The 24,610-nt window shown below is 45.9% G+C and carries 25 protein-coding genes; 11 read left to right on the top strand and 14 right to left on the bottom strand.

The features are described from left to right. Nucleotides 1-5: 5 nt before the first annotated feature. On the bottom strand, nucleotides 6-2,114 hold the full coding sequence (locus H6626_07660; protein USN46104.1) for an elongation factor G: 2,109 nt from the start codon (nucleotides 2,112-2,114) through the stop codon (nucleotides 6-8). Between the two features lie 182 nt (nucleotides 2,115-2,296). On the opposite strand from H6626_07660, the gene H6626_07655 reads away from it, so the two are divergent. From H6626_07655 to H6626_07640, 4 genes are read left to right on the top strand one after another with little or no spacing between them, the layout of a single operon-like run. Then, nucleotides 2,297-3,760 (top strand): ATP-dependent DNA helicase RecQ, encoded by a 1,464-nt coding sequence (locus tag H6626_07655; GenBank protein USN46103.1) that lies wholly within the window; start codon nucleotides 2,297-2,299, stop codon nucleotides 3,758-3,760. After that, nucleotides 3,757-4,428 (top strand): leucyl/phenylalanyl-tRNA--protein transferase, encoded by a 672-nt coding sequence (locus H6626_07650; protein ID USN46102.1) that lies wholly within the window; start codon nucleotides 3,757-3,759, stop codon nucleotides 4,426-4,428. Before H6626_07655 ends, H6626_07650 begins: the two co-directional genes overlap by 4 nt. A 1-nt stretch (nucleotide 4,429) precedes the next feature. Then, nucleotides 4,430-5,122 (top strand): rhomboid family intramembrane serine protease, encoded by a 693-nt coding sequence (locus H6626_07645; GenBank protein USN46101.1) that lies wholly within the window; start codon nucleotides 4,430-4,432, stop codon nucleotides 5,120-5,122. After that, entirely contained in the window at nucleotides 5,119-5,718 is a 600-nt protein-coding gene (locus H6626_07640) for a YceI family protein (protein USN46100.1), read from the top strand. Before H6626_07645 ends, H6626_07640 begins: the two co-directional genes overlap by 4 nt. 12 nt (nucleotides 5,719-5,730) lie before the next feature. On the opposite strand, the gene H6626_07635 is transcribed toward H6626_07640, so the two are convergent. Continuing rightward, complete coding sequence (locus H6626_07635) at nucleotides 5,731-6,336, bottom strand: PilZ domain-containing protein (GenBank protein ID USN46099.1); 606 nt, start codon at nucleotides 6,334-6,336, stop codon at nucleotides 5,731-5,733. 23 nt (nucleotides 6,337-6,359) lie between these two features. Between H6626_07635 and H6626_07630 the strand changes: the two genes are divergently transcribed. The 3 genes from H6626_07630 to H6626_07620 are packed head-to-tail and all read left to right on the top strand — an operon-like array spanning nucleotide 6,360 to nucleotide 7,854. Then, entirely contained in the window at nucleotides 6,360-7,109 is a 750-nt protein-coding gene (locus H6626_07630) for a Type 1 glutamine amidotransferase-like domain-containing protein (protein ID USN46098.1), read from the top strand. A 55-nt stretch (nucleotides 7,110-7,164) separates the two neighbouring features. Beyond that, nucleotides 7,165-7,563: a hypothetical protein gene (locus H6626_07625; protein USN46097.1), complete on the top strand. Its 399-nt coding sequence runs from the start codon at nucleotides 7,165-7,167 to the stop codon at nucleotides 7,561-7,563. 45 nt (nucleotides 7,564-7,608) lie between these two features. Then, nucleotides 7,609-7,854, top strand: coding sequence for a DUF1543 domain-containing protein (locus H6626_07620; GenBank protein ID USN46096.1), 246 nt, complete (start codon nucleotides 7,609-7,611; stop codon nucleotides 7,852-7,854). Nucleotides 7,855-7,965: 111 nt separating this feature from the next. On the opposite strand, the gene H6626_07615 is transcribed toward H6626_07620, so the two are convergent. The 8 genes from H6626_07615 to H6626_07580 form a co-directional block, all read right to left on the bottom strand. Further along, a complete protein-coding gene (locus H6626_07615; GenBank protein ID USN46095.1) occupies nucleotides 7,966-8,256 on the bottom strand; it encodes a hypothetical protein in 291 nt (96 codons plus the stop codon). Continuing rightward, nucleotides 8,253-8,798, bottom strand: a complete 546-nt coding sequence (locus H6626_07610; protein USN46094.1) for a hypothetical protein — start codon at nucleotides 8,796-8,798, stop codon at nucleotides 8,253-8,255. The genes H6626_07615 and H6626_07610 overlap by 4 nt, the downstream gene beginning before the upstream one ends. Nucleotides 8,799-8,903: 105 nt before the next feature. Next, nucleotides 8,904-9,443, bottom strand: coding sequence for a biotin transporter BioY (locus H6626_07605; GenBank protein ID USN46093.1), 540 nt, complete (start codon nucleotides 9,441-9,443; stop codon nucleotides 8,904-8,906). 128 nt (nucleotides 9,444-9,571) lie between these two features. Next, the gene (locus H6626_07600; protein USN46092.1) at nucleotides 9,572-11,176 is read right to left on the bottom strand and encodes a DUF2341 domain-containing protein; all 1,605 of its coding nucleotides are present in this window, start codon (nucleotides 11,174-11,176) and stop codon (nucleotides 9,572-9,574) included. Beyond that, nucleotides 11,176-11,811: a hypothetical protein gene (locus H6626_07595; GenBank protein ID USN46091.1), complete on the bottom strand. Its 636-nt coding sequence runs from the start codon at nucleotides 11,809-11,811 to the stop codon at nucleotides 11,176-11,178. Before H6626_07595 ends, H6626_07600 begins: the two co-directional genes overlap by 1 nt. Before the next feature lie 104 nt (nucleotides 11,812-11,915). Further along, nucleotides 11,916-12,809, bottom strand: a complete 894-nt coding sequence (locus H6626_07590) for a hypothetical protein (protein ID USN46090.1) — start codon at nucleotides 12,807-12,809, stop codon at nucleotides 11,916-11,918. Beyond that, nucleotides 12,793-13,242: a FixH family protein gene (locus H6626_07585; protein ID USN46089.1), complete on the bottom strand. Its 450-nt coding sequence runs from the start codon at nucleotides 13,240-13,242 to the stop codon at nucleotides 12,793-12,795. Before H6626_07585 ends, H6626_07590 begins: the two co-directional genes overlap by 17 nt. 8 nt (nucleotides 13,243-13,250) lie before the next feature. Continuing rightward, a complete protein-coding gene (locus H6626_07580) occupies nucleotides 13,251-13,811 on the bottom strand; it encodes a redoxin domain-containing protein (protein USN46088.1) in 561 nt (186 codons plus the stop codon). Nucleotides 13,812-13,956: 145 nt separating this feature from the next. On the opposite strand from H6626_07580, the gene H6626_07575 reads away from it, so the two are divergent. After that, a complete protein-coding gene (locus tag H6626_07575; protein USN46087.1) occupies nucleotides 13,957-14,370 on the top strand; it encodes a YjbQ family protein in 414 nt (137 codons plus the stop codon). A gap of 71 nt (nucleotides 14,371-14,441) precedes the next feature. On the opposite strand, the gene H6626_07570 is transcribed toward H6626_07575, so the two are convergent. Next, nucleotides 14,442-15,407 (bottom strand): deoxyhypusine synthase family protein, encoded by a 966-nt coding sequence (locus H6626_07570; GenBank protein ID USN46086.1) that lies wholly within the window; start codon nucleotides 15,405-15,407, stop codon nucleotides 14,442-14,444. 262 nt (nucleotides 15,408-15,669) lie between these two features. Between H6626_07570 and H6626_07565 the strand changes: the two genes are divergently transcribed. The 3 genes from H6626_07565 to H6626_07555 all read left to right on the top strand — a co-directional run bounded on the left by H6626_07565 (nucleotide 15,670) and on the right by H6626_07555 (nucleotide 19,361). Beyond that, nucleotides 15,670-16,779, top strand: coding sequence for a GGDEF domain-containing protein (locus H6626_07565; GenBank protein ID USN46085.1), 1,110 nt, complete (start codon nucleotides 15,670-15,672; stop codon nucleotides 16,777-16,779). A 285-nt stretch (nucleotides 16,780-17,064) separates the two neighbouring features. After that, complete coding sequence (locus H6626_07560) at nucleotides 17,065-18,075, top strand: hypothetical protein (protein USN46084.1); 1,011 nt, start codon at nucleotides 17,065-17,067, stop codon at nucleotides 18,073-18,075. Between the two features lie 14 nt (nucleotides 18,076-18,089). After that, nucleotides 18,090-19,361, top strand: coding sequence for a S8 family serine peptidase (locus tag H6626_07555; GenBank protein ID USN46083.1), 1,272 nt, complete (start codon nucleotides 18,090-18,092; stop codon nucleotides 19,359-19,361). A gap of 88 nt (nucleotides 19,362-19,449) precedes the next feature. On the opposite strand, the gene H6626_07550 is transcribed toward H6626_07555, so the two are convergent. The 3 genes from H6626_07550 to H6626_07540 all read right to left on the bottom strand — a co-directional run bounded on the left by H6626_07550 (nucleotide 19,450) and on the right by H6626_07540 (nucleotide 24,529). Beyond that, nucleotides 19,450-21,321, bottom strand: coding sequence for a hypothetical protein (locus H6626_07550; GenBank protein USN48977.1), 1,872 nt, complete (start codon nucleotides 21,319-21,321; stop codon nucleotides 19,450-19,452). A gap of 341 nt (nucleotides 21,322-21,662) precedes the next feature. Beyond that, nucleotides 21,663-22,817, bottom strand: coding sequence for a hypothetical protein (locus tag H6626_07545; protein USN46082.1), 1,155 nt, complete (start codon nucleotides 22,815-22,817; stop codon nucleotides 21,663-21,665). Between the two features lie 11 nt (nucleotides 22,818-22,828). Continuing rightward, nucleotides 22,829-24,529 carry a hypothetical protein gene (locus H6626_07540; GenBank protein ID USN46081.1) on the bottom strand — a complete coding sequence of 567 codons (1,701 nt, stop codon included), beginning with the start codon at nucleotides 24,527-24,529 and terminating at the stop codon, nucleotides 22,829-22,831. Nucleotides 24,530-24,610: the final 81 nt, after the last annotated feature.

Genomic DNA, 24,610 nt, shown 5'->3' with positions numbered 1-24,610 from the left:
CGAGGTTACTTCTTTGCTTCTTCAGCACGCTTTTCTTGATATTTCTTCACAAGGTCTTCTTGAATATTGCGTGGACAGGGAGAGTATCGCGAGAATTCCATTGTGAACTCACCCTTACCTTGGGTGGCCGATCGAAGGTCCGTTGAATACCCGAACATTTCAGATAACGGCACTTCAGCTTCAACGGTCACATAACCTTCAATGGTCGTGGTACCGTTAATCATACCCCGTCGCTGGTTGATCTGACCCATGACGTTACCTTGGAATTCTTCAGGTGCTGAAGTTTCAAGGCGCATCAGGGGTTCGAGAGCTGTGGGTGTGGCGCGGTCATAGGCCTGTCTGAAGGCGGCAATGGCACAAATTCTAAAGGCCATCTCGCTCGAGTCCACTTCGTGATAAGAACCATCATTCAGATCCACTTTTACGCCGACAATGGGAGACCCAATGAGCGTACCTTTTTCAACGGCCTCTTCAAAGCCCTTGTTACAAGCAGGGATGTACTCTCGGGGAATTCGGCCACCGGTAATGTTATCTTGAAATAAGAATGTTTTTTCGCTGCCTTCAGGAAGTGGCGAAATGGTTCCAACAACTTTCGCAAACTGTCCAGAACCACCCGTTTGTTTTTTGTGAGTGTAGTCAAACTCACCGGTGCCAGCGATGGTTTCACGGTAGGCCACCTGGGGAGCTCCGGCGATGACATCCACTTTAAACTCACGCTTCATTCGCTCAATATAAACATCGAGGTGAAGCTCTCCCATTCCGGAGATAATAGTTTCGTTGGACTCTTCATCACGACCCACTCGGAAGGTGGGATCTTCTTTCATAAACTTCTGCAGAGCTTTAGAAAAGTTATCGCCTTGAGTTTTGTCTTTTGGACGAACTGCAAGCGAAATCACAGCATTCGGAACGTGCATAGAGGTCATGGTGTAGTGAACGCGATCATCTGTGAAGGTGTCACCGGAAGAGCAATCCACACCAAACAGGGCGACGATGTCACCGGCAGAGGCGGATTCGATATCTTCCATTTCTTCAGAGTGCATACGAACCACTCGTGGAACCTTCACTTTATCGCCAGTGCTTTGGTTATAGATGAATTCACCTTTCTTCAGTGTACCTTGGTAAATTCTCATATACGTGAGCTGACCATAACGGCCACGATCTAGTTTAAACGCCAGGGCCACAAGTGGGGCCTCAGGATCTGTGGTTAAGATAACCTTTTCTTCGTTATTGTCCTGATCAAGGGCGTCGTTTTCCACTTGTTTTGGGTTTGGTAAATAGTCACGAACGGCATCAAGAAGTTTTTGAACCCCGCGATTTTTGTAGGCCGAGCCGCAAAAAACAGGAGTCAATTGAAGGGAAACTACACCCTTTCGAATGGCCGATTTTAATTCTTCCTCAGTGGGCTCCTCTTCCATCAGGAATTTTTCACCCAAATCGTCGTCAAAGTCGGCCGCCTTACCGATCAGTTCGTGTCGGTACTTCTTGGCCTGCTCCATAAGTTCAGCTGGAATTGGAGCTTCTTCAACGGTTTCACCGTTTTCGCCCTTGAAGTAGTAGGCCTTCATGGTCACAAGATCCACCACACCTTCGTGTTTCTCTTCAAGGCCGATGGGGATCTGAGCCATAACGGCGTTGTGCCGAAGTTTATCACGAAGGGCTTCCATTACGCGGAAGGGGTTGGCCCCTTGCCGATCCAGTTTATTCACGAAAGCCACGCGTGGAACGTTGTACCGGCGCATTTGTCGATCCACAGTGATCGACTGCGATTGCACGCCAGCCACACCGCAAAGGACGAGAATGGCACCGTCAAGAACTCGAAGAGATCGCTCCACTTCGATTGTGAAATCCACGTGTCCTGGGGTATCGATGATATTGATTTCAATGTCATTCCAGTGGACGTTTGTGGCGGCTGATTGGATGGTGATTCCACGCTCTTTTTCAAGTTCCATGGAGTCCATTTTGGCGCCCACGCCATCTTTGCCACGGACGTCATGGATGGCGTGAATCCGGCCCGCATAAAACAAAATACGCTCAGTGAGTGTGGTTTTTCCCGAATCAATATGGGCGGAAATACCGATATTGCGAACCTTATCAAGATCCCATGTCTTTGCCATTTGTGCTTTTCCTCGTCTGTTAAGTTAAGGGGTGCGTAGAGGCCGCAAACAGCCCCAATTTTCAATGATTTACCAAGTCCGATTCCCTAACATGATCACTGCCGAAGTGCAAAAAAAAGATTTTGGCCATCGGCGATAAAGGAGAAAAAATCCTATGATTTTGTTCGCCTTAACGATACTCAATGAAGGTTGTGCAGAGTCAAATCTATAGCATTCTAAAAAGCACCTTTGGGTTCGATGAATTTCGCGGCGTGCAGAAGCCCGTGATCGAGCATATTGCGGCAGGACACAGTGCTCTGGTGGTCATGCCCACCGGTCAGGGCAAGAGCCTTTGTTATCAACTGCCCAGTCAGTTTTTACCGGGTTTGACGCTGGTGATCTCCCCATTAATTGCTCTTATGAAAGACCAGGTGGATGCGGTTAAAAAGAAGGGGGTCAAAGCTTGTTTTATCAACTCCTCTTTGTCGGCCGATGAGCGTCAAGATCGTTATAACAATCTCGCAGCCAGCCAGTATGATCTGGTCTACGTCACTCCTGAGAGATTTCGCAAAGACGAGTTTCGAGCGGCCCTACTGAAAAATCAGATTTCCCTGTTGGCGGTGGATGAGGCCCATTGCATTTCTCAGTGGGGCCATGATTTTAGGCCCGATTACACGAGGCTTGGGGATATTCGAAAATTACTGGGCGATCCTCCGACGCTGGCGTTGACGGCCACGGCGACGCCAGATGTGCAAGCGGATATTTTAACACAGTTACACCTGCCAGCGGACGAGACCGCTGTTTATGTTTCGGGCGTGGAGCGCCCAAATCTAGAGGTGGAGGTCCACGACGTTGTGGGGAGCGATGAAAAAATTCGAAATATTGTGGCGCTGAGACATCACTTTCCCGGTCCCGCCATTGTGTATTTTTCGTTGATTAGTTCTCTTGAAGCCATCGCTGAACCGCTAGCGGTCTTGGGACTTTCGCCTCTCATTTATCACGGACAATTGCCTGATCGTCGCCGAAAACAGGCGCAAGAACAGTTCATCGACGGGGCAAATCCACTGATTTTGGCTACTCCCGCTTTTGGCCTTGGCGTGGATAAGCCGAATGTTCGCTTGGTGGTGCATGCGGAAGTGCCGGGGTCCGTTGAAGCTTATTATCAAGAAATTGGTCGCGCCGGCAGGGACGGCCAGCCGGCGGGTTGCGTTTTGATGTACGATCAAGATGACGTGCAAATTCAACTGGATTTTATAAAGTGGGCTAATCCCGACCCCGAATTCATACGGCGAATTTATCGGCTCATTGAAACTCACGGTGATCGGGTGAGAGCTGGCGGCCTTGATTATCTGCGAGAGCAAATGCATTTTTATCATAGTCGAGATTTTCGCGTGGAAACATCGGTGAATCTTTTAGAGCGTTGGGGTGCGGTGGCGCGGACGGATGATAACCGAAAGCATCTCAGCGTATGTGGTGAGCTGCCAGAGGAATACCTGCAGCCGGATTTATTTCAGGCCCGTTTGAAACGCCAAAACGAAAAACTTTTAGAGATGGTTCGCTTTGCCCAGACTCCGCAGTGCCGGATGCAGTTTGTATACACTTATTTTGGAGTGCCCGATGCGAAACCCTGTGGCCACTGCGACAACTGTAGAGCCAGCAGCCAATGAAGTTATTTTCTGAAAAACGTCGGCATTTTCCGGATCCGCGGTTGGCTAATCGAGACGGCATTGTGGCCATCGGGGACCATCTGGACACAGAGATATTGTTAGAGGCCTATAGTTTTGGGATTTTTCCGTGGCCTCATGAAGAATACCCATTGTTATGGTTTAGTCCCGACCCACGGGGAGTCTTGGATTTTGCAGATTTGAAAATTCCAAGAAGCCTTGCAAAAAAACGAAAAAAGCAAAACCTAAAGGTGACAACCAATCGGGCTTTTGAGTCAGTCATTAGAGCGTGTGCCCACTCCCATCGGCCTGGGCAAGATGGAACCTGGATCACCGAACCGATGATCCGCGCGTATATTGAATTTCATCGAGCCGGCTATGCTCACAGTGTGGAAGCTTGGATAGATGATCAATTGGTGGGGGGAGTGTACGGTGTTTATGTGGCGGGTGTATTCAGCGGTGAAAGCATGTTTTACACAGAGTCAGATGCCTCAAAGATTTGTTTGTTGCACATAATAGACAATTTGCAGTCTCAGGGGCTAAGCTGGATGGACATTCAGATGGTCACACCGAATCTTGAAGCGCTGGGTGGAAAATACATCGACCGTGAAGATTATCTCGACCGGGTGGAAGAATGTAAGCGAAATGCCAAACCCATAGTATGGAAATGATATGAGAATTGTAACTTACCGACAGCCCATAGAACACCAGCGTCCCAAGCGTCGCTTTAAGCTGGTACCGTTGATTGTGGCCATCAACATTGTGGTGTTTATTTTATGGACGACCACAGCCACGCCGAGAGCTGAAAACTTGATGAAAATGAATTTCTTGGTCAGCGCACTCCACCTTCAATTGGGTCTGTGGTGGACCGCGATCACCTCGGTGTTCTCCCACAATATGGTCTGGCATTTGTTTTTGAATATGTTTGTGTTAGTGAGTTTCGGCACAATTATGGAAAAGGTGATGGGCCGCCGGTCTTTTATGTTTTTCTACTTGCTGGCTGGCATCATTAGCTCTTTGAGTCACTGCTTTGTGAGCACCTACTTTTTAGACAATCCGGCACTCCCGGCTCTGGGTGCGTCCGGCGCCATAGCCGGTGTGTTATTGGTGTTTTCTCTGGTGTTTCCTCGCCAGACCATATTGGTTTTTGGGTTGATTCCCGTGCCAGCCATTTTTGGTGCGATGGCCTTTGTGGCTTTGGATTTGTATGGATTATTTAAGCAGACGCAAGGAGGCGGGTTGCCCATTGGGCATGGTGCGCACCTTGGGGGTGCATTTACGGGAATTCTTTATTACTTTTTTTATTTGCGTGGGCATTTACGCCGTAGAATAATGGCTCAATTAGCAAGAGGAGAGCTTCAATGAAAATTCAATGGGTTTCAGTTTTATTTTTAGCATTATTTTCGTCGACTGTGTTTGCCAGCGAGCAGACTGTGGAATTTGATCTTAAAAAAAGTAGCTTCAAGTGGTCAGCCTCAAAAAAAGTGGGCGACGGTCACTCTGGAAATATTTTTTTAAAGTCGGCCACCGGTAAAGTGAAAGATGGCAAAATCGTTGGTGGGGAGTTTGTGATGGACATGGCTTCTTTTACCGTGATGGATCTTACCGGAGACTGGAAAAAGAAATTTATGGACCACGTAAAAAGCGGTGACTTTTTCGAAGTTGAAAAATATCCCACGGCCAAACTGGTGGTTGAAAAGCAAATCAACGACAACACTTTGCAGGCACAAATGACAATAAAAGACAAAACCCTACCCGTGGTGGTTCGATTTGCTAAAAATGGATCTCTCTACTTGGGAACATTAAAATTTGACCGTACAAAATTTGGAATCACTTATGGTTCAGCAAACTTTTTTAAGCTGGCTGCCGACAAAGTGATTAAAGATGAAATCATTTTGCAATTTAAAGTGTCTGAAAAGGCCGAAGATAAAAAAGCCGCCCCAACAAGCAAAGCGGGTTAAAACTTTTGCCGCTTATTTGTTGTCGCTGGGCGAGTTCCTAAAGCGCTCGCCCCACGGTGTCCCGATAGAGGGGTCATAGTTGTCTGAGGGCTGAGCCAGCCACCAAAGGGCGAAGGCTGTAAACAAAAGGGCTGCGACCATAATAAAAAGTTGCTTCCCGTTGTCTTCGAGATATTCAAAAGCTTGATCCATGCGCTCTTGTCGCGCTCGCCGCGAAATCTCCGCAAATTTATGTTCTACCGATTTGCGAACGGCCTCGTGGTGACCCTCGGGCAGGTGATCAAAGGTAACGGCCACGATGACCTGAGGTGGCTCCTCATTCAGAGGGTCAGGGAATTTTTTCTTCTCAATGTACTCTTCAATTCGAATGACTCGAGCCCACCAAGCCACATGCTCTCCCGTATCGATGGGGAACTCCACCTTAATTCGATCTCCCATCTGCGGAGAATGTTCTAGATCAGTGATAAATGCCAGGCCCGACATCGATATATTCACAAATCGGGTGGTAAAGGTGTGGGTCCGATCGCCGGCAAAGGCATATCTAAAATACTGGTCGTCGCCAGGCCGGAGAGAGTACCTGGGCGCGCGGGAGATAAACTTTTTTGCTTCGTCGGTCATACCGTTCTTTTCGGTGAATTGACTTGGGAAAATTATGGAAACAGGATAAAGGACCAGGTGAAACTGGACCTCCAGAGTCAGAAAGGGTGGCATCCACTGTGGCCAATCAGGTGAAGTTAGTAATGTATTCAGGCGGGCAATTGGCGGCAAACCGGCAATTGCACCAGGGCCTGATGGATCTCGTGGGTCCAAAGCGAAAAATCCGCATGACTTATATCCCTTACTGTCATGAGGGCGCCGCAGTTTATTACAGCCGTTTTCAGCGGCGCTATCGAGGATTTGGAGCCACGGACTTTCACTACCTGGCGCCAGATCAGCCGATCACCGACCAGTCTTTGCAAAAAGCCCTTTCCAGTGACGTCATTTACTTGGCTGGTGGCAATACATTTTATTTTTTAAAACATTTGCGAAAAACAGGGCTGTTGAAAAGGTTCAAAAGTTTTGCGCAAAATGGCGGAGTTTTAGCTGGTCTGAGTGCAGGGGCTATTATTTTAACACCCAACATAGAGATGGCGCACTTTCCCCCCTATGAGGTCGATGATAACGACGTGGGGCTTAAAAATCTGAAAGGGATGAATCTTGTTAATTTTGAATTTTATCCGCACTATGTGAACTCAAAACGCATGAACGAGGCCATGTTGATGTATTCATTGATCTCAAAATATCCGGTGGTGGCGTGTGCCGATGGCCATGGCCTGATTATTGACGGAAACAAGAGAAGTTTTTTGGGGCCAGCCAATGTGTTTTTTAAAGGCAAAAAACTGAGCCTTTGAATACGGACGGGTGTTGGCCTTCGGTTTTTTTCAGATTCGAGAAGGGAGCTTCTGTTTGGCGAAGAAATTTGACACAGAATGGGCATTTGAACCCTTTGAGGATGACATGACTTTTGAAGCTCGTCATATGTTTGGGTGTCGCTCAGCTTATTTGCGAGGAAAAATCGTGATGTGTCTTGCCGAAAATGATTCGGACCCAAACTGGCAAGGCATTTTACTGCCCACGGAGCGAGAACATCACGAATCGCTGATCCGGGAGTTTCCCCAATTATCGCCCCATAAAGTTTTGGCCAAGTGGTTGTATCTGCCATCGTCGGATGAAGATTTTGAACAAGTAGCCATGAGTATCGGTGAGAAAATATCGCAAAATGATTTAAGATTTGGCTCTGTGCCGAAGCCCCGAAAAAAGAAAAAAACTGGAGCAAAGTCTCCACGAAAGGAGAGAAAAAAGTGAATCTCTATTTAGTCCATTGTGGTTTTTACGATCAGGATGTGTGTGATGGCCTATATGAATCACATGCTAATTTTTTTTGTAGCAGCAGAGTCTTTTGCAGAAGCTAGATCTAAAATCAAAACGCACGAAGAGTTTAAGGCCAAACGAATGCACGTGGATGGCTTACAGGAAATCCAGGCCATTGATGGTTTTAGGGTAGCCTTGCAGCAGGACCATGCTTTTGAAGGGAAATCCAAGATCATTAATTTCAAGTACAGAGATCTTGCACCGGTTTCTGGTAAAAAAATCTAGCGTCTAAAATTTTCGACCTTGAAAGAGGACCATAAATCTGTGAGCAAAACCAAATTCACTACTTTTAAGTATAGAGACCTTGCGCCGCCGAGCAAATTCCTATTCAGGGACTTAGGGTAATCGGGCAGCGACACCTCTTTGAACCTGCTCTTTTAAATAACCTTCTAGCGCAGGCTCAAAACGAATAAATTTTTGATATGTTTCTTCCCCATATTCGATGATCAGCGGCGGAATCCATTCGTCTATGAAGGAGGGTGTCAGTATCTTTACTCCTTCGGTTAAGATTTCAAGGTACTCTCCTTTATCAAGGCATTCCTTTGTCAGAGCTCGGAGTTTTTCCAGAGCTGGCGATCGTCTAGACGTGCAAAATTCACCACCAATTTCAACCAGTCGAATCTTCACAGTCCCACCTCAGACGCCTTTACCTTCAGTATAACGATAGTGCCACCCGTATCGTTTGCTGTCGTGTGTTCTAAAAACTGATGTCGATTTTGGTGAATGTACCCTTGGTTACTCGCAACAATGGCCTCGGCGTCATGTTCAGACACAAATTTTGATAGATAAAAAAGACCCATACCTCGTCCTACAGTTCCCGTGCCAGTGATGCCTTCTTCCAACGCGAGTCTTAGAATGGAAGTCGTAGATTTACCCTTGGTATCACTCAGTCTCGGGTTCTGAGGGATATTTTCATGGATGCCCATTCCCTTATCACGTAGGACGAAAAACAACACCTCGCCCGTTGAATAAAAAAAAGTAGGTGAACTGTTGCCATGCTCCATCGAGTTCATTAAAAGTTCTTCAAGGACAATGAGAAGATCCTGACTTTTGATGTTTAAGCTGGCCATAAGGTCAAATAGAGTTTGATCCGTAATTGGGTCGACCTGGCTCATTGATATGGAGCCATTAATTATTTGATCTAAAATACTTTGTAAGGAAATGGCCATATATGCTTTCAAGTTAACACTGTTTTGAACGCAGAGACAAGCCGGTAAGACAAACAACGCCTTTTAGCTGGGCCATTTAATCAATAACCCAGTCTAGAAAATAGATTAACGAAATCTAGAAACAATCAAAGCAGCTAGCAGCGACTTCACTCCTGCTCCGGGCAAAAATGGCCATAGACCCGCACCAAGCAAATGACTGCGGGGTACAAAATAGCTTAGCACCAAAAGTCCAAAACCAAAAATCAAAAGGTGCCCTACCAGAGTAGCCACAAGAGCTGTGCTAAAGCGAGAACTCCATCCGCGGTCGGCCAGTGTTCCCACAACAATAGAAGCGGCCAACATGCCCACTAAATATCCAAAGGTGGGGCCGACGGAAAAGCCACCCACACCACCAGCAAATATGGGCGCACCCAAAAAGCCAGCCAACAAATAGAGACCCGTTGTGATGAGGGCATTTTTTCGCCCCAGCAAGAGGGCAAGGCTCAAAACCCCAAAAGTTTGGCCGGTGATGGGCACGGGAGTCCATGGAAGAAATATTTTAACTTGTGCCAGGGCACTGACAAAAACCACGCCGAGACCGATGACTGCTAAATGAGTCACAATCGAGCAGCTATCTAATTTTAACCACGCTTGACTTCGAACCATGGAACCCTCCTTTGGGTGCCGATCAAAAATGGACTGGCCCAGCGGTTATAGACAACGGAAATTGAATTGTTAAGGGCTAAATGCAATGCGACAAGTACCACGGACCCCTTCAGACAGACAGAGACTCGTTAATAGACCTCATACTCGGGCCCCACAGTGGCTACGGGCTCAATGTCTGAAAGAAGCCGCCCCTGCTTGGGACCAAGTATATTTGTTTCATCTTGGTCGGAGTACTCGTAATAAATGTAAAAGGGTTTATCTGAAGAAATTCGTGTACCGGCGTTGAATTCTATTCCCGAGCCTGTGCGCCCAAACCAACATTTGTGCGGCGTGAGTCCATCAGAGGTGGCCGTACAGCTTCCATAAACGGTGGTGTCGGCATTATACACAGTGATGGTGCTGTCATAGAGAGTTGCGGCTGCGATATATTGGCTATCTGCGGGTAACACATAGTCGCGGCTAAACTCTGAGGGGGGCCAAAAACTGCAGGTGTCGCTTCCATCCGAGTCGGCCTGGGCGACGGCCACAATGGGTTGATTGGCAATGATATTCACTGCTGCCGCCTGCCCCTGAGTGGCAGTACCAACATTGACTGTGATACTGTCACCGCGATCTCCTGAGAAGGGAACAATGGCTCCCGTGCTATAGTAAATAGTGCCGGTGGTCCCGTCCTGGGTCACACCCAGAGATCCCGTGTTTGAGTTAACCCCTACGAGTTGAGTAGAGGCTGGTACCAGTGTCATTCCGTCCGTGGCATTATTGACGGAGTACCCTGCAAGAATATTTTGATCACTCTCTAAAATTCCGAAGGTCACGTCAGCTGCGACTTCTAACAATTGCCCTGCGGTGATGACCGTGTTGGTTGTGCCAAGAAGTCCGCCAGAGCCGTTGTAATTTGTAATCGAGATGTTTGCATCTGCGGTGCCGGGGTTTAGAATTTCCCAGCGATCTGTTCCCCGAGAGATGGGATAGCCAAAGATCTGGCCACGCAAAGTGAGTGCAGAAATGGTATCGCGACCACCACCGCTATCTAAAGCTCGGCCGGAAATGGCGCCAGTAACACTGATCGCGCCTTGAATGGCGCTGGCCACGGCACCCACAGAGTTTTTGCCAATGACCACAGTGGATGGGCCACCTGATGTTTGCACCGTGACCGTATTGGCTTGGCTATAACTGGCCATACTTTTTGTGTGCGTCCCACTGTTTTGCAGTTCCCAATAAATGGCGCGGGCTGAGGTGTAGCTAAAAGTGGCACCTGCATCAGATGCATCGGTGGCAGATGTGTTTCCGTAGTGCATGAAAAACTCATCTGTGCCAGACGTTGGAACTCTCACCCAGACGATAGAGGTACCCGTGGTGTCCCAAACTTCGATCCAATGATCGAAGATATTATACGACTGATCCAAAAAGCGAAGGTCCGCACCATCACTGAGTGCATTGGCGTAATCAAAGTTGGAGCTATCAATTATGATTTTCACCTGTTTGTCGTCTTGATCTGTGGCAGTATCTAACGTGATGGTACGCCGATAGGTGAAGTCACAGTCTTCGCTGGGGTCTTGGATTCCCGCCATGGGATAAAAAATGTTGTTCAAAAGTGTTGGCAGGCCAGGAAGGGGTTTTACGGGGTTAACTCCGCTACAAAGAGCATTCGACGCCCGAAGACCCGTATCGGTAGGGAACTGTCCACATCCCACAATCAAAACTAATAGGAGTCCTGATATTAGAGCCGCCATCAAAACTCCACCCAAATGTTAAAATAGGGATCCCAAGTTTGTTTTATAAGATCGTGGCTCAGTTGTGATGTGCCCGTGGCTTGCTTGAGGGAAGTGTACACCATGTGCTTAAAAGAAAGTTTTGGCCCGAGCAGAAAAAAACCAAATAACTCAAAATTGATTCCTACATCAGCTTGGATGCCCCAGCCATCACCATAGGTGAGTGACTCGTTGTTTTCGTCCACTTGCCATTCGGCATTGAACAGGTAGTGAAGGCGGGTGTAGTAGGAATAATAAATATAACCGCCGCTGACGCCATAGGCGCTTCGAGAGTATTCGTATTTCGTCGAGATATCATCGATGGGGTAATCTACGGCGTTCACCCTCTCTCTCTCGTAGCTATACATCATTCCGAGATACCAACGTTGGCTAAACTGATAGCCCAGGTGTACATCCCACATCATGATTTGTTGGTACGTGGTCTCAGACATTTTCTTATATTCATCGCGAATAAAAAAACCCGGTGAGAAAATCACACGACTCTGTAGCGAGTCTCCAGCCTTTTGTTGTTGATTTTGGGCAAAAGCAGGCGAAGCTATTCCGGCAAGAACAGCCACAGATATCCAAAGGACATATATAGAAATATTCCGTTTCAAGATAGCACCTGGCATCTATATTATTTTACGAATAAAGCCGCCAAGAGGGGCACAGTTAGTTTTGTTTCAAAAAAGTTCTAGGCGCGTGACTGGGAAAATGTTGCCTACAGCATCGTTCGTCTTTGTATGAATAGGCTAAAGGTCTGGCTCAGGGGTTGGTTCCAAGAGGGAAGTAGGGTCTGATCCGTGTAACTCGCGCTAAATAACCAACTGGGGTTGGGCATAAAGCTTGTTACTATTGATGTATCAAAATAAGAGCTAGAAGTGGCATGGTGTGATGGAACTTCAACACCACCCACATAGGAAGGGGCCACACTTGCTCCGATTCGAAGTCCCTTGGCAAAGCTATAGCCGGCGCCGATCAATCCGCGATAATTCCACTGGGGACGATACAGAATTTCATTAAACCTTTGCTCAAGGGGTGTCTCAATGGCCGCAAGTGCTTGAAGGTCCCAGTGCGACCAGGTTTTAAAAATAAAAACCCCCATGCTTGGAGTGAAAAATCCTCGTCCTGTTGCAGGCTGTTCAAGGGGGTTGACCGAATCGTAAATGGAAAGGCCTGTGGGCAAAATCATACGCAGGTAAACAATGGCTCTCGGTTTCCAAAGAGAAAATGTCGTTTCAGGAAGGGCTTCGTAACCAAGAAAAACTTCAGTGTCACCCAATGAATAGTGTTTATGAGTTGACGCTTTGTACGAGTTTTCAGTGACGGGCAAAACTATTCCCACTTGCCAAAGATCCGATAGCAAATAACTTCCCATTAGGCTCAAAGTGTTTGATGACAAACGAAAATCATCCGTACGGGCAATTGTGGTTCCGCTGATGTTCGAGTCTGCAAGCACCTGTGATGAAGAGAGGGATGATGAAAACTGCCACTCAAAATCGCCACTGATAAGGGATGGAAAGCTCGTGCCGCCACCACAACACGAGGCGGACCATGCAGGGCTTGCCACACAGGATGAAGCAAAAATCAGTAAAAGCTTAAAGAATAAACGCATAGGTAGACTGATCTACAATCTGTTGTTCGTTTGAAATCAATAAAATGGTGATTTCCCAGTCGCCGGGCATGGAAAAGTAAACATCAGTGACAGTGAATAGGCCAGGAGATGTTTCAGTCATTGTAAAGGGCCTAGATCCTAACCCATGCCCCATGGAAGGCATAAGGAATTCAACATTTACGTTGTAGTTGATTGAAGTGGTCAATTGTTGAGGATCGCTCGACTGAAAAAAGCGAATTTCGAAAGTGGCTTTGGTCGGCCCCTGTGGTTTTTCAATCCAGGTGAGTTCAGCACACAAACCTGAGTTTGAAAAAAACAAAGCGCATGTTTGGTTCACAGAAATCGGTGTTTTTGTGGGTTGAACTGGTGCTTTTGCCTGGCAGCCGCTAATAGCAAGCGCAAGTATTCCGATCAGTACGAAAAACCCCTTCATATTTTGACCTACTTTCTTTTGATATAACAGCCCAACGATCGAACTTCGGTGAGCAAAGTTGCTGAACCACGTTCAAATTCAGATAAAAAATCAGAAAGGTGAAGTTTTTTTGCCTTCTCCATTTGGCTAGAGCTGGTTACGCCGCCGCGATACCGTAGAGTCAACGTCGTATCGTACACAAACACGTGGGGCGTTTTCAAAGCCCCGACGGCATTGGCTAAAGCGGCATCGTTATCATGAATGACAGGAAACGATAGGTGATATTTTGAAAAATAAGCATGGGATTCAGAGACGGACTCATTTTGATTGGAATGAACACCCACAAACTGCACAGAGGGGTGTTGTTTTGCCAATTTATTAATGTGCTCAATGTGGCTATTTGAACAAGGGCAGCGGGCCGACAAAAATACCAAAGCCGTCGGTTTTTGTTTGATATCAAAGTGAAAATCTTTTCCTGTGACGAGGTCGCGCCCTGAAATTTCGGCTGGAGGAGTTTCAGCAAAAGCAAGGATACTAATGGCAAAAGCAGCCCCCAGAAAAAGAAGGCGAATAGCAATTTTTTGAATCATGGTTCCACTGCGTTTAGTATGAATTGCCGCAGGGGGCAAGGGACAATTAGACCAGATACTTTCTCCGGCGGATATGGATTTGAGCGGGCATTCGTGGTAGGAGAGGGTTCTAAAGGCCTGAATTGGCAAGGTTTTGGAGGTGTCTATGGTGTTTCAAACGCGTGTGGAGGTACCGACGGATGGACGAGGTCTCTACCATATAACTGAAATTGTGAATGGGGCCCTTAAAGGGGATTTGCCAGAAACGGGCTTGTTAAACATTTTTGTACAGCACACCTCAGCCTCGCTGGTCATTCAAGAAAATGCCGATCAAACAGCGCAGGCCGACCTTGAGGAATTTATCGAACGCATTGTTCCGCGAGATCAAGATTGGCATCGGCACACGACTGAGGGGCCAGATGATACAACTTCACATATGAAGTCATCAATTACGGCGACAAGTCTTTATGTGCCGATCCATCAAAACAAACTGGCGCTAGGAAGTTGGCAGGGCATATACCTTTGGGAGCACCGCGATCAGCCCCACATTCGAAATCTCATGCTTACTGTGGTGTCTTAGATTGTTTTTATCAGCACGACGGGGAGCGAGTCAGGTCCACCTGACTCGCATTGAACCGTAGCGATTTTTTACTACCAGCCGAGCACGTAGGCAAAAACCAGTGGTGCCACAATTGATGCGTCGGATTCGACTATAAACTTCGGTGTATCCATATCTAGTTTGCCCCAGGAGATCTTTTCATTGGGTACGGCGCCAGAATAAGAGCCATAGCTCGTGGTTGAATCACTGATTTGGCAGAAGTAGCTCCACCGCGGAGTTTTTACTTCCATATCTTGTTCAAGCATAGGAACTACGCAAATAGGAAAGTCTCCGGCTATTCCGCCACCGATTTGAAAAAAACCAATGCCACTATTGCCAGCGGCTTCAGGGTACCACTTGGCCAGTTCGATCATGTAGTCTATGCCGGTTTTCATGCAAGAGGGTTTGATTTGCCCTTCCATTATTCGGGCGGCAAAGATGTTTCCTAGAGTTGAATCTTCCCAGCCCGGAACAAAAATAGGCAAATTGGCTTCGGCGGCCGCCAATAGCCAACTGTTTTTAGGGTCAATTTCATATTGGTCTTTGAGCTTACCTTCCAGAAGCACTTTATAAAAATATTGGTGCGGAAAAAAGCTTTCGCCCTTGTTAGAGGCGTCTATCCACATCTCTAAAATGTGTCCTTCGATTCGACGAATAGCTTCGTGTTCAGGGATGCAAGTATCCGTCACGCGATTGAGGTGGCGTTGATTCAAATCCCATTCGGCTTGGTCGGAGAGGTTTCGATAGTTGGGAATCAGTTCGTAGTGGGAGTGGGCCACTAAATTAAACACGTCTTCTTCTAGATTCGCTCCTGTGCATGAGATACCATGGACTTTGCCCTGGCGAATCATCTCGGCCAGACTTCGGCCGAGCTCGGCCGTGCTCATGGCACCGGCAAGGGTCACAAACATTTTTTTTCCAGACTCAACGTGAACCTTGTAGCCTTGAGCGGCTTGTTTAAGAGATGCCGCATTAAAATGGTGGTAGTGACTTTCAATAAACTGGCTAATCGGTCCCATGAACTCTCCTGAGTTTGGTTTATAAATCAAAAAGAGGTCTAGCCTCTTCCCCTAGAGCCGACGGACAAAGGGGGCTATAGAATTTAGATAGGATTTGGCAATTGTCCATTTAAGAAATCAATTACGGTGATTTTTTCTCGATTCGATGCGGTATGTAAAGGCAATGCCGGGGGGTGAACTGGTTGTGCCCCTAAGGTCCAGTTGAATTTCTCAAAAGAGGCGCCGATACGGGATTTGAAGCAACAATCAGGAGGCGGGCCCTTTGAAACAGTGGATGCAAAAACTCATAGATCAATTTGATTTTGACTGGCGCGAGACCTCAGAGGGGGGCAGTCCTGTAAGTGTTGAAATGAATGAAGAGCGCGCTACTTTGATTTATATCATCGACATTCTAAATAAACACCTTATCGAAGTGGATAAGCATCCAGTGAGAAAGGTGCGCGAGACTCTTGATGAGTTTGCGAAAGAATTGGTTAAACCCAATCAAGCCAATCTTGAGCGAGTACTTTTTCGATTTCGTCAGTTTTTTTCAAGCTACCGAATTGACGAGGTCAGCTACATGCAAAAAACCTTTGATGATTTTCGTAGCATCATCTGGGACTTTGTCGATCAACTGAGCGAAGATATGAGCTACGAAAGAAGCGCGGACAGCGAAGTGAAATCCAGTCTCGACCAACTCAAGGAGGCCGTCGAGGCGAACTCTATTGACATTCTTCGGACCCAATCTCGCTTGTTTATAGATTTTTATACTGAGTATCAGACTAAGAAAGACGAGCGCCGTTTGCAGCGGATAAAAGGTATTAGAGATAATCTATCATTGGTGAAGAAACAGCTCGTTGAAGCCAATCAAAATATGCGTTTGGATCATTTAACGTCGGCTTACAATAGAAAAAGTTTTGACGAGCAGATGCAGCAGCATCACAAGCTCCACAAATTGAGTCAGAACTCCGTATCCTTGTTGATGTTGGATATTGATCACTTCAAAAAATTTAACGATACCTATGGTCACGCCATTGGTGACTTTGTCTTAGTCGAGCTGGTTAAGCTTTTACATGCTCTCTTTCACCGCGACGCCGACTTTGTGGCCCGAATCGGTGGTGAGGAATTTGCCGTCATTCTGCCTGATCATAAGGTCGAACATGCCGTGAAGCGGGCACAGCAGCTTCTAGAAAAAGTCAGGGGAGAAGTGTTTGTGCAGGACGGACAGAAACTGTCATTTACTGTGTCTGTAGGGGTTGCTCAGCTACAATCCAGTGAATCCGTAGACCAATGGATGAAGCGAGCCGATGCGGCCCTATATGAGTCGAAAAACTCAGGTCGAAACAAGTTCACCGTAGCCGAGGGCGAATACGGTGGCTACCGAGCCGCCTGATTGGGTACCAGGTCCTGAACCTGGTCACAGGGCATCATGCTTTGGTACCATGTTCAGGACCTGGTACCAAAGCAGTATCAAAATGAGACACCTGTGTACCTGGTAAACAGGTGTTCTCTGAGTGGGCTTTTGGCAAATCAAATAATCATTTGAACATTTTTTTTGAAAATGTGCACATTTTTGAAGTTCGCAATTTTGTACATGCACTGAAAAAACAATAAATCTCTACAAGCAAAATTTTAAGTGAAGAGCTGGTCTCGCCCTTGCAATAGGGGTGAGTGTACTATGAAAAATTTTTTAGTACACCCCAAATGCCTCTCCTCCCCCAACCCTAACCTGATCCGAACGTTTGCTGGCCTCTTTCTTCTAACAGTGGCCACTCAATCTCAAGCCTCCGTCGACTATCAAAGTGGGAGTTTTACTGAGTCGTCATCTGATTTCGGTATAGAACGCACTTACTCAAGTCGTTCGTTATTTGTAGGAGTGTTTGGTTTCGGATGGTGTTCTCGGCTAGACACTTATATTGAACTGTCGCCAGACATAAAGCCCCAACTTAACAGGTGCGGAAAACCAGTCAATGGTGCGGTGATGACAGCCAATGCCCAGGGTTTTTTATACACAGATAACAATCAATTTAAGTTTCAATTTACAACTAAGGGTCATTTGAAAAATGTTAAAGACAGCGAGGGCAATACCTTTCGAATGCTGCGTGACCCTGACTTGGATAGGGTCATGGAAATTCAATGGCAATCACAGGTAAGAAAGTTCACCTATAAGAATGATCTACTGTTGGGCGTGACCGACTCTTCGATGGAAACAACTCAATACAAATATGACCTATATAACAATTTAACTGAGGTGATCCGGGCGGATGAATCTCAATTAAGATTAACCTATGATTTGGTCCATGATCGGTTAATCGAGATTCAAGACCCAAAGACCCAGTGCCGAGAGGTGTTGGAGTATCATAGGGGTGGCTCGGATCACCATTTTGTTGATCGAAAGAAAATGTGCCATAGCCACCCGATAAGTCAGTCTCGGCATGAATATTGGTACAAGCTTGATGGTTCAAAGTCGCGGACACTATCGAAGTCGCGAGTGCAACATGGAACTGAACTCATTGAAACTATTTATGATGTTCGTGTGGGGCTGCCGCAGAGGGTCTCTTTAATCGGAGGAGAGCTTGGAGTTTCAGTGGCCTTTGATCGGGCCGGGCAAATCTCTGGAATTCTCAGTTCTCAGCCGGGAAGGGAGCTTGAGGCGGCAGCCCGTTTATTGAAAATGATCAATCTATAAAAGGAGGTCTATTTATGAAAAGCCTGCCGCGAGTTTTAGTTTTGCGGTGGCACGTCGGAGGAACAATCTTTATTCTTTTCACATCAGTATTTGCAAGGGCGATTGAACGACCTGTTCAGTTAGAGTCGCCAAAAATCCAAAAAGAACCATCAATCAAACAGGTATCAGTTATTGAGAGCGATCCTGCCATGTCACTAAAATGGGGTCTAAAAGATATTGAGACTTCCAAAGCTTGGCAGTTGCAGCAGGGCAGTCGTCGGGTGGTTGTGGCTGTAATCGATACGGGTATTGATCCATGGCATGTGGACTTACGAAAAAACCTTTGGCAGAACCCAGGAGAAACTGGCGTGGACTCCAAAGGACGAAACAAAGAAACCAATGGAGTTGACGATGATAAAAACGGTTTTGTCGATGATGTACATGGTTGGAACTTCGCCTCTAACAATAGTGATATTACAGATCATCACGGCCATGGCAGTCATATCGCAGGTATTATCGGCGCCGATGGCGGAAATGGTGTGGGCGTTAGTGGTGTTTCGCCCAATGTAAGCCTAATGATTTTAAAATACTATGATCCGAAAGCTATGGGTCAGCAAACGCTGTTTAATACGGTGAGGGCCATTGAGTATGCTATAAAAATGGGGGCCCACATCATCAATTATTCAGGTGGTGGCCTCACATCTTCCGTAATGGAGTACCAGGCCCTTAAAAAAGCCGCTGATCAAAATGTGTTGGTGGTGGCCGCTGCTGGAAATGAGGCCAGCAATTCAGACCACAAACCCTTTTATCCTGCGGACTATGATCTACCCAATATCTTGTCAGTGACGGCCATCGACAACCAAAGTAAATTGTTGCCAACAAGCAACTACGGAAAACATACAGTAGATATTGCGGCACCAGGAAATGAGATTTACTCCACTTTGCATGGAGGACAATATGGCTACATGACGGGTACTTCTCAAGCCACGGCTTTTGTGTCAGGAGTGGCGGCATTGCTCATTGCCATGCATCCGCACCTGAACGACCCCAAGATCTTGGTGCCCTATCTTCTGGCCACAGCCGACAAAAGCACCAAAAAGGGATTGGACTATCGGTATCGAACCAAACTCAACAGCTACCGGGCCCTCATAATGAAGGGAGATGAATTCAATGCAGAAGGCCAGGTTGTCAAGAGAGTCGAGGGTGTGTCAGCGTCAGAGGGTCATGACCGGTCGGTGGAAGTAGCAAAAATACTACGTGCCTACTTAAACGAAAAACAAGCCCCCCGCATGCCAGCCAAGGAGTGAGGTTTGGGCTCAGGGCCAGAGAAAAATACTATGGCCTCAGGTAATAGACTGCGAATTATAAAAGAGTGAGATGTTCAAATATTCACTTCTATCGAAACTCAAGTTGGTCTTTCACTCGCAGAATCTGGCCTAAAATGGAGTTAATCAAAGAAGATGTTTCTTCAGAGAGTTCTTTGCCAAACACGACTAACTTTCTACCTGCGACGTCAAAGGGTTCGGTTTTCGAAGAGTCTTGCCAGTCACCCAAAAAGTCTCTTTCAAATTTAGAAATCTGTTGTTGGTTAAACATTTGGGCGCCAAATTCTCTAAAGCTTCCTTGAAAAGTATCTGGATTCATGTTCGAAGACCCAACCAGCAGAGTTTTACCATCCACAGAAATAATTTTCCTATGGTTTTCCTGGTGATATTTTCCGGTGCTGCCATCAGGGTAAGTCACTGGAATAGTCTGAGTTTGACGAGCTCGGATTTGAATACCATATTTATTGAGCTCTTCCATAAAAATGGTATTTGGCAGCCCGTTCATGCCAAAATTACCATTATGGTCGGCCAGAATGCGGACGTCCAAAGTGGGGTTTTGAATCTTAGCCTTGATAAATGCATCGTTGATGTATTTATCATAGATAAACAGCTGCTCCATGTAGATGTGTGACTTCGCTTTTATGATCATGTCGATGATCATATTTCGAGTATTTTTAATCCGACCGTCGACGTTGGCTTCTGTTAGCTGCACAGTATCTTCGCCAGCAGTTTTAATATTGTCTAAGGTGATTTGAATAGAGGCTAAGATGGAATCTCTCTGGGCAATATATTTCTCGTTGCCGAAGCCCTCTTCTTTAAAGAAAAACCATTTTTGCTCAGCTTCATCTGTGGTCAAAGCAGCATCGATATCATCATAATAGCTGTATTGTACCAATGTTGCTGCCGGGCCTTTAATCCAAAGGGCGTTGTCGTAATAGTACCCACCACTGTGGTCAGTCCAGTTTTTTGACCCAAAATAGGCCTCTGCACGCCCGGTGTTTCCGTCAATGACAATGACTTTGCTGTGGTCAATTTTTGATTCGTAGTAGGTGTTTCTCTTTTCTATTTCTTTAAAATTATCGACATTTTTTTCAATGAGTTCAGACAGACCAAAGGGTATTCCTGGGGTATGCCGTTGAATATTTGCTTGGAGTAAAATTAGCGAACCAGCTGGAACAACCGCCTCACCGGGTACTGCGGACTTGCCGTTAATTCGATCGCGGATGTAGCGAAAGACAGGCATCATTTCATCTTTCATATTATAGTTTGTTGCAAAGTCATGAAGTATGATTGTTTGAAACTTGGGATTTTTAGCGCGTTTTTTTACTGTTTCATCGATCAAGTATTTAGCCAGTGTTCCCCCTAAAGTGCCGCCAAACAGAAATATATCGATAAAAATGGAATCCTCAGCGCAATCAATCATATCGCGAATCTTCATAAAGATTGGGTCTTTGGCAAAAGCTATGTGTGGGCGCAAATCAGATGGAATTTGATCATAACGGGCGATTTCTTCTCTGGTGGGCATCTTCATGTAAGGCTTGCTCCAGTCCAGCTGAGCCCCATTAAACATGATTCGATCATTATACCACTGCACTCGTTCTGGAGATTGATCGTTTTCGCTGACCAGTTCCACTTCGTTGCCGGGAATGTATCCCAGATGAGATAGAGAGTAAGGTGTGATGTGCGGTGCGATGTCCTCAAACGGATAGCCGACAATTCGATTGTTTATCACCTGATCGGTAAAGTCGTCGTCCTTTTTCAGTTTCGCTAGCCGGGCAGCCATTTGGGGGATAAGACCGCTGGTCATGGTTCTAGAAAAAATATTGGCCGTTTGTATACGATTGTCGCCCGATGCCTCAACTAAAGCCGCTAAAGCTTCCGCTTTACTGGAGCTATTAGGTGCGTCAATGTTGTCTCGAAGCATTAATAATTTTGACAGCATTAAATAGGAAAGAGTGGTTTCTAAATTTGCCGAGCTCGGCTCGATAATGCGCCAGTAAACAATTGGAAGTAGGATCGACTCAGGGACCCGATCTTCAAGTTTTTCAATCAATGCAATGGCTCGCAACCAATGCGATTTTTTTAAAAAGCCTTTTTCTATTTTAAGCGCCTCTTGGAATGCTTTTACACTTCGCAGCTCGGGCTTTCCAAATAGAATAGGGTGGCTTTTTTTAAAAAATTCTTGAGTCTTAATTCTATCTTGCAGCGAGAACGTAGGCACTTGGGCTGCCGAGGTAAAAGACGAGATCGCAATACTTAAAAATAAAAAAATATTCAATGTTTTCATGGTTGCCTCAGTGACGGAAGATAGTTGTCAAGGCCAAGTATTTCTGAACCCAATTGTCGGATCTGTCGTTCGATGAGGCCCTGTAGTTGTTGTTTGTCTTGATCTTCTAGCGGCCCCCAGGATCTCAATTTTGTTGAGACGGTTTTTTGTCTAAGATCATAGCTGACCATATCTAAATATGCACCCATGGCTTTTGATGAAAAGCCGTCATAAACATGGCCTTGAAAATACAGTGGTTTACCTTTAGGTAATGAAGACCAAATGGGCCACCACCAATTCTCTTTGGTTTCCACTGGAACTAGCCGCCCAGGAAAAACATTAATAGTTGAGGCTTTGGGTATGAGATGCCCTAAGTCAAAATTCAATTGAACATCCACGGTGCTGATTTTATCGAGTGATCGTGGTGAAGTGCCAATTTCTGATATAGAAAGATGGCCATGTTTCCAATCCACACTTTGGGTTGTCGCGTTCTCAATGATATACTTTCTTAATCGCACCATGCCCTTAACGGCTCCATGTTTAAGATCCTTCAGCGACTTAAAGTTAGACAAATCTACATCAGCAATGTCTACTTGCAGCGAGATCACGCCAGCCACGTACCCATTGATAGAGTGAGACTTTGAGAGTTCTTTTAATGTTGTCTCCAAATCTGTGTTTGCGTTCGATTTAATCTGTTCAGACAATTTCGTGGGGCGGGCAAAGTGGACGAAATCATTGCTACTTAATTCTGGCGAAAAGTCACTGGCTGAATCGGACCTGGGTATAAAATGTAAATCAATCTGAGTGCGGCTATTTATTAACTTCATTACCAGCAAAGTGTAGACAAACTCCTCGATGAAGGCTTTTTGCAGGTGCCCTTTTAATTGATTGAGAGCTCCTTCGCTAAACGTGCGATTGAGGGCCGTGGAGAAAGCCTTTTTTGTCTTTCGTAGTGCGTACTCTTCACCAAGACTTGTTTTGAACTCAGGCACAATATCATATGTGATGGACTTGTTTTTGCTATCAAATTGAAAATACTCTTTTAATGGCGCTAAATTAAAAGAGCCATTCTCAGGTGTTTGAGCCTGCGCCAGTGGCATGAGTACAAAAGCACACCCTGCCGCTAAGAGGGTTTTCCAAAGCGAAAACGAGATTCTTTTTGTAACCGTCATTCTGATATCCTCTATTGAATGGTGCTATCGATCATCAATGAGTTAAATGCGTAGTCTAATTCAGTCTGTGTGCCAGACACTCGAAGCCCATCATGCCATAAATCAACCACTGAGAACGGCACCCCTTCAATGGCTAGCTGAGCCACATGATCGGGCGTAATATTATATCGACCTAAAGTTTTTTCTGTAGGCCATTTCACACCAAAATAAGTTTGATAGGCCAGTTCAGAGCAGACTATTTTGCTGGTCGTAGAAATGTCGAAGTTGAAATCATACTCTTTGCCAAAATGTGATAGTGCTCGCGCTAAGGTTTCAACTTTATCACTCTCTGTCATTTCGTTGTTAACTCTGAGGGCCACAAAATCGTCGACATTTAGAAAGTGTTCCAGTGAGTTTAATTCAACGCCAGTGCGAAGCGCTTCTAATATTACATGTCCATCTTGCAAATTCTTAACAATGGTTTGTTTGCGATCGGCGGGGATGCTCTGCCATTGTTCTGTCTTAGTGAGTTGATCCCAGGTTCCATCCTTCTTTAGTTCATCAAGGCTGCCAATCCAGATGGCCACATGGCCCCAGTGCCCAGGTATAAATCGGTCTGTCACGCGAAAGGGGGTTTTTTCAAGTAAAATATCAAGGGGTTTGAGTTTTCCGCGAACCATACTTGTAACGTGGCTGTCATTAAAGAGTTTTCCTTTTCGGAATTCGACGAGGCCGACAGCGTTGCCAAATAGTTTGCTTAAAGAATTTGTAATTGAATTTGTTGAATCAATGCGACCATCTCGCAATTCATTAAAAAATCCTTTGTCAAGACTGTGTTGAAGCATCATGGCTGATCGTTCAAACAGGTTCGCTCGAAAAATCGAAGCCGAGAATGATGAATTAATAATTTCAACTAATTCTGCGACACCCATTTGCTCAAGTTCTTCTTTTGATTTTCCTTGAGCCCAAGAATCAAGCATTTCAAGAGTGTCGCGAAGCGCAGCCCGATTTGAGAAACTTCGAATTCCATCTGATATTTCATCAAGTTGATCCGATGGGATTGAGAAAGACTGGTCGCCATGATTGAGTCGACGTCTTACGTACCCAATGTTCTCGAAGGATTCGATCAACAAAAAGTAATTATCGTAAAGTGAAAGAGCTGCTGCCACGCCAAGAGACAGTTCTTTAATTAGAAGCTTTCCACGTGGAGTTTTGGTGTCGAAAACATACTTTTTATCGGTCTTCCATCCAAACCAAGGAGGCTTTTCATTGATATAAAGTTTTTGTCTAGAATGTTTTTGTATATCACTGATTGAACGGTATTTATTGATTGTTGACCAAATGTCGTAGCGATAGTTTAAGATCTGTCGACTTCCAGCCATGAGGCGATGGCTAAATTCTTGATCAAGAACAAAGTCTTCACCACTCACTTCAGCTGCATCCGCTTTTTTTACTACATCCGACAGAAAGTTAAGCGCATTCAATCGAAAGACCTTCATGGAAGCCAGGGATTGATTAAAGAGTTCGATTTCGGTCTGAACGCCGAGATCTATTTGGGCGACAGCATGACCATGGCTGGGTAGGATTTCGTCAAATCTCTGTTCAATAGCAGACTTATCAGTGAGGTCGTAGGGGGGTGCCGTAATGTCAGAGGCGATGGCCCTAAGGGAGGCGGCACTTGTCGCCAGAGTAGATGCTGCAAATATGAGACAACGAAAAGCGGTCAATTTCACTTAGGCCTCCTGGGGCGGTATTACCAATTTGGACTTTCTTAATAGCTTCCATTGGTTTTTGCAAAAAGAGTTCCCTAGCCG

Source organism: Pseudobdellovibrionaceae bacterium (assembly GCA_023898385.1).
GTDB lineage: Bacteria > Bdellovibrionota > Bdellovibrionia > Bdellovibrionales > UBA1609.
Note: the sequence above shows the minus strand (reverse complement) of the source record. Positions and strands in the feature narration are given on the sequence as shown.